Origin of the sequence: Streptomyces sp. NPDC000348 (genome assembly GCF_042898795.1) — a bacterium.
Taxonomy (GTDB): domain Bacteria; phylum Actinomycetota; class Actinomycetes; order Streptomycetales; family Streptomycetaceae; genus Streptomyces.
The window spans coordinates 327,912-342,631 of the sequence record NZ_JBIAZD010000005.1; the positions used below are offsets into that span (position 1 = coordinate 327,912).

Consider the following 14,720-nt stretch of genomic DNA (forward strand, 5'->3'; position numbering starts at 1 on the left):
ACGCACCACACAGCACGACGTACCGAGAAACGGAGAACAGTCATGGCCCATGCCGCAGCCGTGGCGAAACCGCCCAGGCCACCCCGGCGGCGCCGTGCCTCCGCCACGCCCCGCAGGCTCCCGTACCTGCTGATCGGGCCGGCCGCCCTGCTCATGCTGGGTTTCATCGCCTACCCGGTCATCAGCGTCTTCTACTACAGCCTGCAGAACTACAACCCCACCAAGCCCTGGCGGAACGGCTACGCGGGCTTCGACAACTTCACCCACATCTTCACCGAGGACCCGCTGTTCTGGGACACCCTCGTCTTCAGCGCCAAGTGGGTCTTCGTCGAGGTCGGACTGCAACTGCTGTTCGGCCTGGCCCTCGCCCTCATCGTCAACCAGACCTTCGTCGGCCGCGCCCTGGGCCGCGCCATGGTCTTCTCGCCGTGGGCCGTCTCCGGCGTGCTGACCTCCGCGATCTGGGTGCTGCTCTACAACTCCCAGACCGGCATCACCCGTTACCTCGCGGACATGGGCATCGGCGACTACGGCGTCAGCTGGCTGTCGGACACCTCCACCGTCTTCCCGGCGGTGGTCGTCGCCGACCTGTGGCGCGGTGTCCCCTTCTTCGCGATCCTCATCCTCGCCGACCTCCAGTCCGTCTCGAAGGACCTCTACGAGGCCGCCGAGGTCGACGGGGCCAGCCGCATCAAGCAGTTCTGGCACATCACGCTGCCGCACCTGAAGGACGCCATCATCCTGTCCACGCTGCTGCGCGCGGTGTGGGAGTTCAACAACGTCGACCTGCTCTACACGCTGACCGGCGGCGGACCCGCGGGCGAGACCACGACACTGCCGCTGTACATCGCCAACACCTCGGTGGACGCCCACAACTTCGGCTACGCGTCGGCCCTGACCACGGTCGCGTTCCTCATCCTGCTCTTCTGCTCGATGGTCTACCTGCGGCTGAGCAAGTTCGGAGGCGAGAAGTGATCACCAAAGAGGCCCCCCCGGCCGTCCCCGCCCCCGCGCGCACCACCCCCGAGCCGCCGCGGCCGAACAAGAAGCGCCGGGCCTGGGACGAGGCCCCCCGCTGGCAGATCTACCTGCCGCTGGGCATCTACCTCGTTTTCACCCTGATCCCCTTCTACTGGATCCTGCTCTTCGCGCTCCGCCCGGCCGGCTCGACCTCGCTCGTGCCCTGGCCGATGACCTTCGTCCACTTCGAGAAGGTCTGGACGGACCGCAGCTTCGGCACCTTCTTCTACAACAGCGTGCTGGTCGGCGTCGCCACCCTGATCATGACGACGCTGGTCGCCCTGGCCGGCGGTTACGCCCTCGCCCGGTTCGACTTCAAGATCAAGCGGGCCTTCATGCTCGCCCTGCTCTGCTCCCAGTTCGTGCCCGGCGCGCTGCTCCTCGTCCCGCTCTTCGAGATCTTCGCCGAACTGCAGATGATCAACTCACTCGGCAGCGTCATCATCGCCGAGACGGTCTTCCAGCTGCCGCTGTCGATCATCCTGATCAGCAACTTCATCAAGAACGTGCCGTACTCCCTGGAGGAGGCCGCCTGGGTCGACGGCTGCAACCGGTTCAAGGCCTTCCGGGTGGTCGTCCTGCCGCTGCTGCGGCCCGGTCTGATCGCCGTCGGCTCCTTCGCCTTCGTCCACTCCTGGAACCACTTCCTGTTCGCCCTGATGTTCCTCAACAACCAGGAGAAGCAGACCATCCCGGTCGGCCTCAACACCCTGATGAGCGCGGACAGCGTCGACCTCGGCGCGCTCGCCGCGGGCGGCATCATCGCGGCCGTCCCCGTGGTGATCGTGTTCGCCTTCATCCAGAAGTGGCTGATCACCGGATTCAGCGCGGGGGCGGTGAAGGGATGACCGCACCTCGGACCGCGCCCGGCGCCCCGCTGCCCGTCGTCCTCGCCGGCGCCCGCGGCCACGGCCGCTGGCACGTGGCGAACATCCGCCGCCTCGAAGCGCAGGGACTCGTGCGGCTCGCCGGGATCTGCGAGCTCACCCCGCTCACCGAGGACGAGTTCGGTGGTGAACTCCCCGAGCAGTCCGCCGACTTCGGCGCGCTGCTGGAGTCCACCGGCGCCCGGATCGCGGTGATCTGCACCCCGATCCCGACCCACACCGACCTCGCCCTCGCGGCGGCCGGGCGGGGCGTGCACATCCTGCTGGAGAAGCCGCCGGCGCCGTCGTACGCCGAGTACCGCCGGATGGCCGACGGGGTCGCCGCGGCCGGGGTGGCCTGCCAGATCGGCTTCCAGTCGCTGGGTTCGCACGCCGTGCCCGCGATCCGCGAGCTGGTCGCGGAGGGCGCCGTCGGCCGGGTGGTGGGGATCGGCGGAGCCGGTGCCTGGGTGCGGCCCGAGGAGTACTTCCGGCGGGCGCCCTGGGCGGGCCGGCGCCGGCTGAACGGCGTCGACGTGGTCGACGGGGCGCTGACCAACCCGCTCGCCCACGCCGTCGCCACCGCCCTCGCGCTCGCCGGCAGCACCCGCGCCGAGGACGTCGCCGGCATCGAGACCGAGCTGCTGCGGGCCAACGACATCGAGTCCGACGACACCTCCTGCGTACGGATCACCACCGCACGGGGCGGGTCGGTCACCGTCGCCGCGACCCTGTGCGCCGAGCGGGCGGACGAGCCGTACGTCATGGTGCACGGCACCAGCGGCCGGATCACCTTCTGGTACAAGCAGGACCGCGTCCTGCTCCAGCGCGCGGACCACGGCCCCGAGGAGACGCGGTTCGGCCGCACCGACCTGCTGGAGAACCTCGTCGCCCACCTCACCGACGGCACCCCCCTGCTGGTCACCCCGGACGGAACGGGCGCCTTCATGCAGGTCGTCGAGGCGATCCGCGAGGCCCCGGACCCGGCCCCGCTGCCCGCCGGCGCCTGGCGGCACGTCCCCGGTGAGAACCGCCGGGTCGTGCCCGGCATCGACGGTCTCGTCGCGGCCGCCGCCGACACCCTGTCCCTCTACTCCGAGCTGGGCGCCTCCTGGGCCCTGCCCGCCCACCACCTGCCGAAAGAGGTGAGCACCCGATGACCGGCAACGACTCCGTGGTGCTGCGCGTCGCGGGCCGGCCCGTCGGCCGCTACGTCACCCGGCCCGAACTGCCGGCCCGGCTCTCCCCGCGGCCGTACCTGCACCCCGTCACCACCCTGGCCGGCACGGCGGTCACCGAGCTGAGCCCCGCCGACCACGCACACCACCTCGGCGTCGGTGTCGCCGTTCCCGACGTCGAGGGGTTCAACTTCTGGGGCGGACGCACCTACGTCCGTGATCAGGGACCCACAGAGCTCGACAACCACGGCTCCCAGCGGCACACCGCCTACCAGCTGCGCGACCCCGACGGGTTCGTCGAGGAGCTGCGCTGGATGGCCGCGCCGGGCGAGCTGCTGCGCGAGCGCCGCACGGTCGCCGCCACCGAGCTCACGGGCACCGCCTGGGCGCTGGACTTCACCTTCTCGCTCACCAACGTCACGAGTGAGCCGCTCTCCATCGGCAGCCCCGCCACCAACGGACGTCCCGGAGCCGCGTACGGCGGTTTCTTCTGGCGGGCCCGCAAGGAGGAGACGGCGCCGGACGTCTTCACCCCCGGCGCCGAGGGCGAGGGCGAGGTGCACGGCCGGCCGGCCGACTGGATCGCGCTCGCCGGATCCACCTGGACGCTCGTCCTCGCGGGGGCCACCGAACAGACCCGGCGGGACCCCTGGTTCGTCCGCACCGCCGAGTACCCGGGCGTCGGCTCCTCCCTCGCCCACACCGCCCGGCTGCCCCTCCCGCCCGGCGGGACCGTGGTCCGCCGGATCGTCACCGTCGTCGCCGACGGCCGCCTCGACCGGAGCACCGCCGCCGCCCTGGTCCGCAAGGCGGTGAGCCCGTGACCGCCGAGCAGACGGACCCCACGTACCGCAACCCGGTCCTGAACGCCGACTGGTCCGACCCGGACGTGATCCGGGTGGGCGACGACTTCTACCTGACCGCCTCCAGCTTCGGCCGCGCTCCCGGACTGCCCCTGCTGCACTCCCGCGACCTGGTCAACTGGACCCTCGTCGGGCACGCTCTCGAACGCCTGGAACCGGAGGCCGAGTTCACGACGCCCCGGCACGACTGCGGGGTCTGGGCCCCGTCCCTGCGCCACCACGACGACCGGTTCTGGATCTTCTGGGGCGACCCCGACCAGGGCATCTTCCAGGTCAACGCCCCCGAGATCCGCGGCCCCTGGACCCGGCCGCTGCTGGTGAAGGCCGGCAAGGGCCTGATCGACCCGTGCCCCCTGTGGGACGACGAGACCGGCGAGGCCTACCTCGTGCACGCCTGGGCCAAGTCCCGCTCCGGCGTCAAGAACCGCCTCACCGGCCACCGGATGCACCCCCACGGCACCGAACTCCTCGACGAGGGCAAGGTGATCGTCGACGCCGACCGCATCCCCGGCTGGTTCACCCTGGAGGGCCCCAAGCTCTACCGGCACGACGGCTGGTTCTGGATCCTCGCCCCCGCCGGGGGAGTGGAGACCGGCTGGCAGGGCGCCTTCCGCTCCCGCGCGTTCTTCGGACCGTACGAGGAGAAGGTCGTCCTGGAGCAGAAGGATACCGACGTCAACGGCCCCCACCAGGGCGGCTGGGTGCGCACCCCGTCCGGCGAGGACTGGTTCCTGCACTTCCAGCAGCGCGGGCCGTACGGCCGTGTCGTGCACCTCCAGCCGATGGGCTGGGGCCCGGAAGGCTGGCCGGTGCTCGGGGACGACGGCGCCCCCGTCACCGGACACCGCCGCCCGGACCTGCCGCCGCAGCCGCCCGCCGGGCCGGCCACCGACGACGACTTCCCCGGCGGGCGCCACGGCCGCCAGTGGCAGTGGACCGCCAACCCGAAGGAGGGCTGGACCACCCAGCACTCCGCCGACGGGCTGCGGCTGACCTGTGTCCGCTCCGCCGACGCGCACGACCTGCGCAGACTGCCCCACGTCCTGACCCAGCGGCTGCCCGGCACCCCGTGCACCGTCGAGGTGGAACTGCGGCTCGACAGCGAGGAACCCGGGGCACGCGCCGGGCTCGCTGTCCTCGGCGACGCCTACCGCTGGATCGGGCTCCAGCGCGGCGCGGACGCAGCGGTGCACCTGGTGCACCGGTTCGCCGAGACGGTCGCCGACCGGGAGCGCGACGCCGACCACCCGAGGCCCGCTCCCGGCGGCCGGGCCCTGCTGCGCGTCGACATCGGCGCCGGGGCGCGCTGCCGCTTCTCCGGCGACACCGGGGACGGCTTCCGCCCCTCCGGCCAGGTCTTCGCGGCCACCCCCTGGCGCTGGGTCGGCGCCCTGCTCGGCCTGGTCGCCGTGGCGCCCACCGGCCAGGGACACGCCGGCGCCGCCACGTTCACCCGGTTCCGGATCAGCCCCACGGCGCACGGCTGAACACCGCCGTACGCCCCGACCGATCCCCCCACAACTTCACAGTCCGTTGGATCCAGAAGAAGAGAGCCGACCAATGAAGATCAGCATTCTCAGAAGCAGCACAGGCGGGCGCCGGACGTCGGTCGCCGTCGCCCTGGGGGCCGTGCTCGCCCTGACCGCCACCGCCTGCGGTGACGACGGCAGCGGCGCGGGCGACGACGGCGCCGAGGGCAGCGGCAAGGGCAAGATCGTCTTCTGGGACAACAACGGCGGTGTCCGCACCGAGATCTGGAAGGAGGTCATCGCCGACTTCGAGAAGGCCAACCCGGACATCGACGTCCAGTACGTCGGCATCGCCTCCACCGAGTACCAGTCCAAGGTCGACACCGCCATCCAGGGCGGCGGCCTGCCGGACGTCGGCGGCATCAGCGCCTCGATGCTCGCGGGCTTCGCCGCCCAGGGAGCGCTCGACACGCTGGACTTCCGCCTCGCCAAGTCCCCGCTGAACGGCAAGCTCAACAAGGACATGATCGAGTCGCTGCGCGCCGCGGGCGGCGGGGACGACAAGCTGTACTCGATCCCGACCTCGGCGAACAACGGCGTCCTGTACTACCGCACCGACCTGTTCGAGAAGGCGGGCCTGGAGGAGCCGACCACCTGGGACCGGTTCTTCGAGGCCGCCGAGAAGCTGACGAACAAGGGCAAGAACGAGTTCGGCTACACCATCCGCGGCGGCGCCGGCTCCATCGCCCAGGCCCTGGACGCGATGTACGGGCAGTCCGGCATCACCTCGTTCTGGGACTCCTCCGGCAAGAAGACCACGGTCAACGACCCGAAGAACGTCGAGGCCCTGGAGAAGTACGCGGGCCTGTTCAAGAAGGCCACCCCCGCGGCCGACCTGAACAACGACTTCACCAAGATGGTCGCGCAGTGGGACTCCGGCACGATCGGCATGCTGAACCACAACCTCGGTTCGTACCAGGACCACGTGAAGGCGCTCGGCACCGAGAAGTTCCGGGGCATCCCGCAGCCGGTCGGTCCCGGCGGCAAGCGCGTCCAGGTCTCCAACCCGGTCGACGGCGTCGGCCTGTTCAAGAGCTCCAAGAACAAGGAGGCCGCCTGGAAGTTCATCGAGTTCGCCACGTCGGCGCAGTCGAGTTCCAAGTTCAACGAGTCGGCCGGGCAGGTGCCGGCGCACGCGGACGCCGCGAAGGACGAGTGGATCAGCAAGGCGGAGCCCACGAAGCTGGCCGCGGAGGCGCTGAGCGACGGGTCCACGACCATCGTCCAGCTGCCGTACTACCTGCCGGACTGGAACACGATCTCCAAGGCCGACAACGAGCCGAACTTCCAGAAGGTCCTGCTCGGGGACATGAGCGCGAAGGAGTTCCTGGACACGATGGCCGAGCAGCTGAACGAGGCCCAGGCGGAGTGGCAGGAGCAGAGGGGCTGATCGGCGGTTTCGCCGGGGGCGGCCTGTGGTTCTCGGGCTGCGGGCCGTCCCCGGTCGATCGCGCAGTTCCCCGCGCCCCTTTGGGGCGCTTCCGCCACCCCCTGCTGGAAGGCACAGCTTGTGTCACTCACGCGTAGACAGGTTGGTATCGCCGGGCTCGGCGCGCCCCTCGCACTTGCCATGACCGGGACCGCGCAGGCCGGTCCAAGGCACCGCCGCACCCTCTACATCGCCGGCGATTCCACCGCCGCGCAGAAATACGCCGACGCCGCGCCCGAGACCGGGTGGGGGATGGCGTTGCCCTTCCTGCTCCACCCGCATCTCACGGTCACCAACCACGCCGTCAACGGGCGGAGTTCCAAGAGCTTCGTCGACGAGGGGCGGCTCGAGGCGATCCTCTCCTCCGTCCGGCCCGGTGACTTCCTCCTCGTCCAGTTCGCGCACAACGACGAGAAGACCGCCGACCCCACCCGCCACACCGAGCCCTGGTCGACCTACCAGGAGTACCTGCGGAGGTACGTCGACGGGGCCCGGGCCCGTGGGGCGCGGCCCGTGCTGGCCACCGCCGTGGAGCGGCGGCGGTTCGACGCGGACGGGCGTGCCGTGCCGAGCCACGGGGAGTACCCGGCGGCGATGCGGGCGCTGGCCGCCGAGGAGGGGGTCGCGCTGCTCGACGTCCAGGCGCTGTCCCTGGCGTTGTGGCAGGAGCTCGGGGCCGAGGAGACCAAGAAGTACTTCAACTGGACGGCGACCGAGCAGGACAACACGCACTTCAACCCGCCGGGTGCGATCGCCGTGGCGCGGCTGGTCGCCCGGGAGCTGCTGCGCACCCGGGTGCTCGCACCGCGCGACGTGCGCCGACTGGACGCGGAGCTCCCCGAGGCGTGGATCACCTGGCCGGAGGCCGTCGCGTAACACCCCTGGACCACGAGAAGGAGAGCCGTACCATGAGCACATTCGGATGGCATGAGCATGCCACAGTGAGAGCCGCCTCGCTGGCCGGCTGCACCGCCCTCGTACTGGCCCTGACCGGTACCGGCGCCCAGGCGCACTCCCCGTCGCACCACCGCCACGACCCCGCCCGGCAGACGCTGGGCGCGGGCGACGGCTGGGCCTCCCACGGCACCGGTACCACCGGAGGCGCCGCCGCCGACGCCGAGCACGTCCACACCGTGCGCACCTGGGCCGAGTTCAAGGCGGCCCTGGCGGCCGGCGGGGACGCGCCGAAGATCATCAAGGTGAAGGGGACCATCGACGCGGTCTCCGAGGGCTGCGAGGCGTTCGCCGCGCCCGGGTACGACTTCGACGCCTACCTGGAGGCGTACACGCCGGAGACCTGGGGTCTGGAGCAGGACCTGAGCGCCGAGCCCGACGACAGCCCGGAGGGGCTGCGCAGGGCCTCCGCCGCCGCCCAGGACACGGCCATCAAGGCGAACATCCCCTCCAACACCACGATCATCGGGATCGGCCGGAACGCCGGCATCAAGGGCGCCAGCCTGCAGATCAAGAACGTGGACAACGTCATCGTCCGCAACCTCGCCCTCGAGAGCCCGATCGACTGCTTCCCGCAGTGGGACCCGACCGACGGCAGCCGGGGCAACTGGAACTCCGAGTACGACACCGCCGTCGTGTACGGCTCCACCCACGTCTGGCTGGACCACAACACCTTCACCGACGGCGAGCACCCGGACAGCGCGGCCCCGACCCACTTCGGCATGCTGTACCAGCAGCACGACGGCGAACTGGACATCGTCCGGGGCGCGAACTACGTCACCGCCTCCTGGAACGTCTTCACCGAGCACGACAAGACGATCCTCATCGGCAACAGCGACGGCGAGTCCACCGCCGTCGGCGACCGGGGCAAGCTGAAGGCGACCTTCCACCACAACCTGTTCTCGGGACTGGTCGAGCGCGCGCCCCGTGTCCGCTTCGGGCAGGTCGACGTGTACAACAACCACTTCGTGGCGGACGACGGCTACGCCTACAGCTTCGGCGTCGGCAAGGAGTCCCAGCTCGTCGCCGAGCACAACGCGTTCACCCTGGCGAAGGGCATCAGCCCGGCGAAGATCCTCAAGCGGTGGAACGACTCGCCGGTCACGGCCGCGCACAACCTGGTCAACGGCGAGCGGGTCGACCTGATCGCCGTGCACAACGCGGAGATCCCGGCCGAGACCCTGCGGTCCGGCGCCGGCTGGACCCCCACCCTGCGCACCGCCGTCCACCCGGCCAGGGCCGTACCGGCCCTGGTGAGGCACGGTGCGGGCGCCGGCCGTATCCGCTGACCCTCCCCGACAGCCGGCCGGGGCGGTCCGCCCCCACCGCGGACCGCCCCGGCCCGTCCCCCAAGGAGCACCCGCATGCCCTCGACCCCGTCCCGAAGGAACTTCCTGCTCGCCGGCGCCGCGGCCTCCGCCGCGCTCGCCCTGTCCGCCGTCCCCGCCCGGGCCGCCCACCGGCCCCGCGGCCCGTTCGGCCGGTACGGCTCACCGTCCGCCCGTCTCACCCCCAGGACCCTGTACGTCCATCCGGGCGGCGCCGGTGACTTCACGGGCGTCCAGGCCGCCGTCACCGCCGCGACCGGCGTCGGACGCACCCTCGTCATCGCCCCGGGCACCTACCGCGAGACGGTCTCCGTCGACGCCGACCGCACCGACATGACCTGGCTCGGCGCCTCCGAGGACCCCCGTGACGTGGTGATCGTCTACGACAACGCGGCCGGCACCCCCAGGCCGGACGGCTCCGGCACCCACGGCACCTCCGGCTCGGCCACCACCACCGTGCGCCCCGACGGCTTCACCGCCCGCTGGATCACCTTCGCCAACGACTGGCTGCGCACCGACCTCCCCGGCACCAGCGGCACCCAGGCGGTCGCCCTCAAGGTGCAGGGCGACCGCAGCGCCTTCACCCACTGCCGGTTCCTCGGCCACCAGGACACCCTGTACGCCGACTCCCTCTCCCTGGACACCTTCGCCCGCCAGTACTTCTCCCACTGCTACGCCGAGGGCGACGTCGACTTCGTCTTCGGCCGGGCCACCGCCGTCTTCGAGCACTGCCACTTCCGCACCCTGGTCCGTCCCGACCTCACGGCCGCGCCGTACGGCTTCGTCTTCGCGCCCTCCACCGCCGGCGCCAACCCGCACGGCTACCTGGTCACCCGGAGCAGGATCAGCAGCGAGGCCCCCGACGGCTACTACAAGCTGGCCCGCCCCTGGGTGCCCAGCTCCGACACCACGGCCCGCCCCATGCTCACCGTGCGCGAGACCCGCCTCGGCGCGGGCATCGACGCCGCCGCGCCCTACGCCACCATGCGGGACGCCCACCCCTGGCAGGACCAGCGCTTCGCCGAGTACCGCAACACCGGTCCCGGCGCGGTGATCACGGTGCCCGGGAACCGGCCCCAGCTCACCCGCGCGCAGGCCGCCTCGCACACCCGGGAGGCGTACCTCGGCGACTGGCGGCCGTATGCCGGCCACCGGTGACCTGCCCGGCTTCCACAGGGCGCTCAAGGAGGAGCTGACCTTCCCGCTCGCCTGGGGCACCTCGCCGGTCCGGGACTTCGACGCGTGGCGGCGCACGGCCCGCGCGGTGGTCGAGGAACACCTCCTCGTCGGCCGGCAGGACGGGACGCCCTACGCCCCGGAGTTCGCCACCGGTCCGGACGGCGACGGGTACACGCGGGAGCTGGTCACCCTCTCCCTCACCCGCTACGGACGGGTCCGCGGCGCCCTGCTCACCCCGCGGGGCGCCGGCCCGTTCCCGGCGGTCCTGCTGCTGCACGACCACGGGTCCCGGTTCGACATCGGCAAGGAGAAACTGGTCCGGCCCTGGTACGACGACGCCCGCCTCGCCTCCGCCGAGGAGTGGGCCGGCCGGTACTTCGGCGGGCGCTTCCCCGGCGACGAACTGGCCCGGCGGGGGTACGTGGTGTTCTGTGCGGACGCCCTCGGCTGGGGCGACCGCGAGCCGCTCGCCTACGAGCGGCAGCAGGCCCTGGCGAGCACCCTCTTCCACCTCGGCGGCTCCCTCGCGGGTCTGCTGGCCCGCGAGGACGGGCGTGCCGCGGGGTTCCTGGCCGGCCTCGACCGCGTGGACGCCCGGCGGGTCGCGGCCCTGGGGTTCTCGATGGGCGGCTACCGCGCCTGGCAGACGGCGGCCCTCAGCGACGACGTCGCCGCCGCGGTGAGCGTGTCGTGGATGACCGGGCTCAAGGAGATGATGGTGCCCGGCAACAACACCCTGCGCGGGCAGTCGGCGTTCCACATGCTGCACCCCGGGCTCGCCCGGCACCTCGACATCCCCGACGTGGCGAGCCTCGCCGCGCCGAAGCCGATGCTGTTCCTCGGCGGTGAACAGGACCCGCTGTTCACCGCCGAGGGCGTGCGCACCGCCTACGGCAGGCTGCGTGCCGTGTGGCGTTCCGTCGGCGCCGCCGACCGGCTCCGCACGGAGACCCGGCCGGACCTCGGCCACGCCTTCCCGCCCCGGCTGCAGGACGAGGCCTTCGCCTGGCTGGAGTCGGTCACCGCCGCGCCGGCCTGACCGACTCCAGGGTCGGCACGACCGGCTCGATGGTGCCGTCGGCCGCGAACTCCAGGCGGTCGACCGTGGTCTCCCGGTGCGTGCCGTCCCCGCCGGGCTTCCCGGGGCCGTTGAGCGCGAACCGGTGGTAGACGATGTACCAGTCGTCGGTGCCGGGGGTGTTGACCACGGAGTGGTGACCGGTGCCCAGGATGCCGTACTCGGGGCGCTTGGACAGGATCGTGCCCCGCTCGGTCCACGGGCCGAGCGGGGACGGGCCGGTCGCGTAGGCCACGTGGTAGTTCTCGCTGCGGGTGTCGTCCTCCGACCACATGAAGTAGTACGTGCCGTCGCGCTTCACCACGAAGGAGCCCTCGCGGAAGTCGCCCGGGGTGATGTCCCGCACCTCGGAGGCGTCGAAGGACACCATGTCGTCGTCGAGCGGCGCCACGTAGCCGTGGCCGTTGCCCCAGTACAGGTACGACCGGCCGTCGTCGTCCGTGAACACGGCCGGGTCGATCATCTGACCGCTGAACTGCGTTTTCCCGATCAGCGGTGCGCCGAGCGCGTCCTCGAAGGGGCCGGCCGGGGAGTCGGCCACCGCGACGCCGATCTGCTGCTCGGCGCAGAAGTAGAAGTAGTACTTCCCGTCGCGCTCCGCGATCGCGGGCGCCCAGGCGTTCCCGTCGGCCCAGGACACGTCCGGCCCGAGGTCGAGGATCACGCCGTGGTCCTTCCAGTGGACCAGGTCCTTCGACGAGAACGCCTTGAACCGGGTGCCGCCCCAGCCGGGGAAGCCGTCGGTCGTCGGGTAGATCCAGTACCGGCCGTCCATGTACCGCACGTCGGGGTCCGCGTACAGGCCGGGCAGCACGGGGCTGCGGGTGGGCACCGCCTCGACGGTCCACTCGCGCTTCGTGCCGTCCGCCGCCGTCACCGTGTACGTCCGCGGCTCGCGGAAGTCACGGCGGGCACCGGGCCCCGGGCTGACCGTCGCGCCCTCGCCCACCCACAGCCTGGGCGCGAGGTGCCGCAGGTCGGCGTCCGGCTCCATTGGCAGGACCACCTTGCCCGTCTCCTCGCTGACGACGGCGTACCCCTTCTGGCCCGGGGCGGTGGCGTCCACGATCGACGCGGGGCTCTCCGGGTACGCGGCCAGCAGCCGGTCGTACTCCGCCTGTGTCACCGGGATGACGGTGCCGTGCCGCGGGCTCGCGGGCAGCTGGTAGTCCGTCGACGGGGTCCACTCGCCCGAGTCGAGGTCGGTGGTCTCGAACGGGAGGTAGCCCCGGCCGCCGTACTCGTCGATGAACAGGTACCACTTCTCCTCGGTGTTCGACTTGAACACCGTCGGCCCCTCGCCCCGGCTCATCGCGCCGCTGCCGATGCAGTCGGAGACGAAGTCGTACGAGGTGTCGGTCAGCGACGCCGACTTCTCGCCGGTGACGAACTTCGAGCAGGGCGAGCCGGAGGCCGGGTCGCGCTCGTCCTTGGTGTAGCGGTAGTACGTGCCCCCGTGCTCGACGACGGTCGAGTCGATGACCGAGTGGCCCGGGTCGTTCCAGACCTTCGGCTCGCTGAAGGTGCGGAAGTCCTCCGTGGTCGCGTACAGCATCCTGTTGTACGTCGAACCGGTGTGGTCCGGGTCGTCGTCGGCGTACAGCTTGGACGCCCAGAAGACGACGTAGGCGCCGAGCTCGTCGTCCCAGTAGGCCTCCGGGGCCCAGGTGTTGCCCGCGTTGTCCGGGGACACCTTCACCAGGCGCTGGTCGGTCCAGTGGACCAGGTCGGTGGACTCCCACACCATGATCGACTTGCTGCCGTGCCGCTGGACCTCGTCCCAGCTGCCGCTGCTGCCGCGGTACATCCGCAGGTCGGTGGCGATCATGTAGAACCTGTCGCCCCCGGGGGAGCGGATCACGAACGGGTCGCGCAGCCCCTTCTCGCCGGTCGTGGAGGTCAGCACCGGCTTGCCGGCGTTCAGTTCGCGCCAGTGCAGGGCGTCGTTGCCGCGGCTGAGGGCGTAGCGGATCTGCTCGCCGTCGGCGGTGCCCTCGCCGGTGAAGTAGGCGAAGAGGTAACCGGCGTACGTGGGCTTCTTCACGGGTGGTGCTCCGGAGTGTGCGGCGCCCGGCGGGGCGGCGAGCAGGGCGAGGAGAAGGGCGAGGAACGGGACGAGAAGCGTGCGACGTGCGGTGTGGCGGCGCATGACACTTCCTGTCGGAGTCTGAGGGATTCTGTTGTTTCTCGGAGTGTCACCAGGGGAGTGCGGGGCGTCAACCGATGCGGACGGGACGGGGAGCGCCGAAAGTTTTCGGGTCTTTTCGCCGTGCGCGGCCCCGGACGAACGGCGAACGCCCCGCCGGGGGTGAACCGGCGGGGCGTCCTGGTGGCGGTCCGGATGGGGGTCCGGAACCGCCGGGGTCGCCGGCCGTCCGAGGGGGGCTCGGACGGTACCGGCCACCGGGCCGCCGGACGTCGAGGCGGCGGCCCGGGGTCATGGGCCCGGAGGGATCACTTGTAGGTGATGTCCGAGGAGGAGAACTTGCAGTACGTGCCGTCGGCGCCGGAGCCGAGCTCCTTCGGCTCCTTGCCCGTGTTGTTGCCCTGGAAGCGGGTGCAGGTCTTGATCTTCTTCTTGCTGTCGCCCTGGATGCGGATCTGCGACAGCGTGGCGGTGTCGCCGTAGTTGGTGTTGATGCCGACGAGGGACTTGCCGGGCGCGACGACGTCGATGTCCTTCAGCACGATCGTGCGCTTGTACTGCGTCTTGCAGTTGCCGCAGGAGCGCACCAGCTTGCCGAAGTCCTCGACCCGGAAGCCGCTCACGGTCAGCGTGCCGGCGCCGTTGAACTGCAGCACCTTGTCGTCGGCCTTCCTCGCGCCGCCGCCGATCACCTTGTACTGGGCCGACGACGACTTCCCCTTGAAGCTGGCGGCGTCCTCGCCGACGTCCAGCCACCACACGTTCTGCAGCGTGCAGCTGCCCTTGCAGTGCACGCCGTCGGCGGCCGGGGTGCCGATGATCACGTTCTTCAGCGTGGCGCCGTCGGCCAGCTCGAAGATCGGGTCCTGGCCCTCGTCCTGGCTGTCGCCGCCGAGGGCGCCGGTGCCGTAGAACTTCTTCATGCCGCCGTCGTACGTCCCGGAGACCGGGACGGTCTTCGACACCGGCTTGCCGCCGGTGTCCGAGGGCCAGGACGAGGCGGCGCCCGCGGTGGACAGCATCGTCGTGGTGACGATCGCCGCCCCCGTGATGCCGAGCGCGGAGACCCCGGCGATCACGGCCCGCCGCCCGGTGGTCCGGCGGCGGTGGGAGACGGGCTGTTCGGGTCGTGCAGTCATGCGCGATGTCC

At 71.4% G+C, this 14,720-nt stretch carries 12 protein-coding genes; 10 read left to right on the top strand and 2 right to left on the bottom strand.

All coding sequences use genetic code 11. The annotated features are described in order from the left end of the window. Positions 1-42 precede the first annotated feature (42 nt). The 10 genes from ACFY3N_RS13300 (at position 43) to ACFY3N_RS13345 (ending at position 11,385) form a co-directional block, all read left to right on the top strand. Entirely contained in the window at positions 43-975 is a 933-nt protein-coding gene (locus tag ACFY3N_RS13300) for a sugar ABC transporter permease (protein WP_366812816.1), read from the top strand. Then, positions 972-1,868 carry a carbohydrate ABC transporter permease gene (locus ACFY3N_RS13305; protein WP_390816758.1) on the top strand — a complete coding sequence of 299 codons (897 nt, stop codon included), beginning with the start codon at positions 972-974 and terminating at the stop codon, positions 1,866-1,868. The genes ACFY3N_RS13300 and ACFY3N_RS13305 overlap by 4 nt, the downstream gene beginning before the upstream one ends. Beyond that, positions 1,865-3,046 carry a Gfo/Idh/MocA family protein gene (locus ACFY3N_RS13310; protein WP_390816759.1) on the top strand — a complete coding sequence of 394 codons (1,182 nt, stop codon included), beginning with the start codon at positions 1,865-1,867 and terminating at the stop codon, positions 3,044-3,046. The genes ACFY3N_RS13305 and ACFY3N_RS13310 overlap by 4 nt, the downstream gene beginning before the upstream one ends. Next, positions 3,043-3,888 (top strand): PmoA family protein, encoded by an 846-nt coding sequence (locus tag ACFY3N_RS13315; protein ID WP_390816760.1) that lies wholly within the window; start codon positions 3,043-3,045, stop codon positions 3,886-3,888. Before ACFY3N_RS13310 ends, ACFY3N_RS13315 begins: the two co-directional genes overlap by 4 nt. Beyond that, positions 3,885-5,414 carry a family 43 glycosylhydrolase gene (locus tag ACFY3N_RS13320; RefSeq protein ID WP_390816761.1) on the top strand — a complete coding sequence of 510 codons (1,530 nt, stop codon included), beginning with the start codon at positions 3,885-3,887 and terminating at the stop codon, positions 5,412-5,414. Before ACFY3N_RS13315 ends, ACFY3N_RS13320 begins: the two co-directional genes overlap by 4 nt. A 73-nt stretch (positions 5,415-5,487) precedes the next feature. After that, positions 5,488-6,846: an ABC transporter substrate-binding protein gene (locus tag ACFY3N_RS13325; protein ID WP_390816762.1), complete on the top strand. Its 1,359-nt coding sequence runs from the start codon at positions 5,488-5,490 to the stop codon at positions 6,844-6,846. A 120-nt stretch (positions 6,847-6,966) separates the two neighbouring features. Then, positions 6,967-7,761 (top strand): rhamnogalacturonan acetylesterase, encoded by a 795-nt coding sequence (locus tag ACFY3N_RS13330; RefSeq protein WP_390816763.1) that lies wholly within the window; start codon positions 6,967-6,969, stop codon positions 7,759-7,761. 32 nt (positions 7,762-7,793) lie between these two features. Beyond that, a complete protein-coding gene (locus ACFY3N_RS13335; RefSeq protein ID WP_390816764.1) occupies positions 7,794-9,128 on the top strand; it encodes a polysaccharide lyase family 1 protein in 1,335 nt (444 codons plus the stop codon). 75 nt (positions 9,129-9,203) lie between these two features. Then, positions 9,204-10,325 carry a pectinesterase family protein gene (locus ACFY3N_RS13340; RefSeq protein WP_390816765.1) on the top strand — a complete coding sequence of 374 codons (1,122 nt, stop codon included), beginning with the start codon at positions 9,204-9,206 and terminating at the stop codon, positions 10,323-10,325. Continuing rightward, the gene (locus tag ACFY3N_RS13345) at positions 10,309-11,385 is read left to right on the top strand and encodes a dienelactone hydrolase family protein (protein WP_390816766.1); all 1,077 of its coding nucleotides are present in this window, start codon (positions 10,309-10,311) and stop codon (positions 11,383-11,385) included. The genes ACFY3N_RS13340 and ACFY3N_RS13345 overlap by 17 nt, the downstream gene beginning before the upstream one ends. Here the strand turns inward: ACFY3N_RS13345 and ACFY3N_RS13350 are convergent. Together ACFY3N_RS13350 and ACFY3N_RS13355 are read right to left on the bottom strand one after the other, a co-directional pair. Next, a complete protein-coding gene (locus ACFY3N_RS13350) occupies positions 11,366-13,573 on the bottom strand; it encodes a family 43 glycosylhydrolase (protein WP_390816767.1) in 2,208 nt (735 codons plus the stop codon). The genes ACFY3N_RS13345 and ACFY3N_RS13350 overlap by 20 nt on opposite strands. 305 nt (positions 13,574-13,878) lie before the next feature. Then, positions 13,879-14,709 (bottom strand): pectate lyase, encoded by an 831-nt coding sequence (locus tag ACFY3N_RS13355; RefSeq protein WP_390816768.1) that lies wholly within the window; start codon positions 14,707-14,709, stop codon positions 13,879-13,881. Positions 14,710-14,720 lie beyond the last annotated feature (11 nt).

Coding starts and splice junctions, on each gene's coding strand:
- ACFY3N_RS13300 (WP_366812816.1), top strand. CDS start 43: ATGGCCCATGCCGCAGCCGTGGCGAAACCGCCCAGGCCACCCCGGCGG.
- ACFY3N_RS13310 (WP_390816759.1), top strand. CDS start 1,865: ATGACCGCACCTCGGACCGCGCCCGGCGCCCCGCTGCCCGTCGTCCTC.
- ACFY3N_RS13315 (WP_390816760.1), top strand. CDS start 3,043: ATGACCGGCAACGACTCCGTGGTGCTGCGCGTCGCGGGCCGGCCCGTC.
- ACFY3N_RS13325 (WP_390816762.1), top strand. CDS start 5,488: ATGAAGATCAGCATTCTCAGAAGCAGCACAGGCGGGCGCCGGACGTCG.
- ACFY3N_RS13335 (WP_390816764.1), top strand. CDS start 7,794: ATGAGCACATTCGGATGGCATGAGCATGCCACAGTGAGAGCCGCCTCG.
- ACFY3N_RS13340 (WP_390816765.1), top strand. CDS start 9,204: ATGCCCTCGACCCCGTCCCGAAGGAACTTCCTGCTCGCCGGCGCCGCG.
- ACFY3N_RS13345 (WP_390816766.1), top strand. CDS start 10,309: ATGCCGGCCACCGGTGACCTGCCCGGCTTCCACAGGGCGCTCAAGGAG.
- ACFY3N_RS13350 (WP_390816767.1), bottom strand. CDS start 13,573: ATGCGCCGCCACACCGCACGTCGCACGCTTCTCGTCCCGTTCCTCGCC.
- ACFY3N_RS13355 (WP_390816768.1), bottom strand. CDS start 14,709: ATGACTGCACGACCCGAACAGCCCGTCTCCCACCGCCGCCGGACCACC.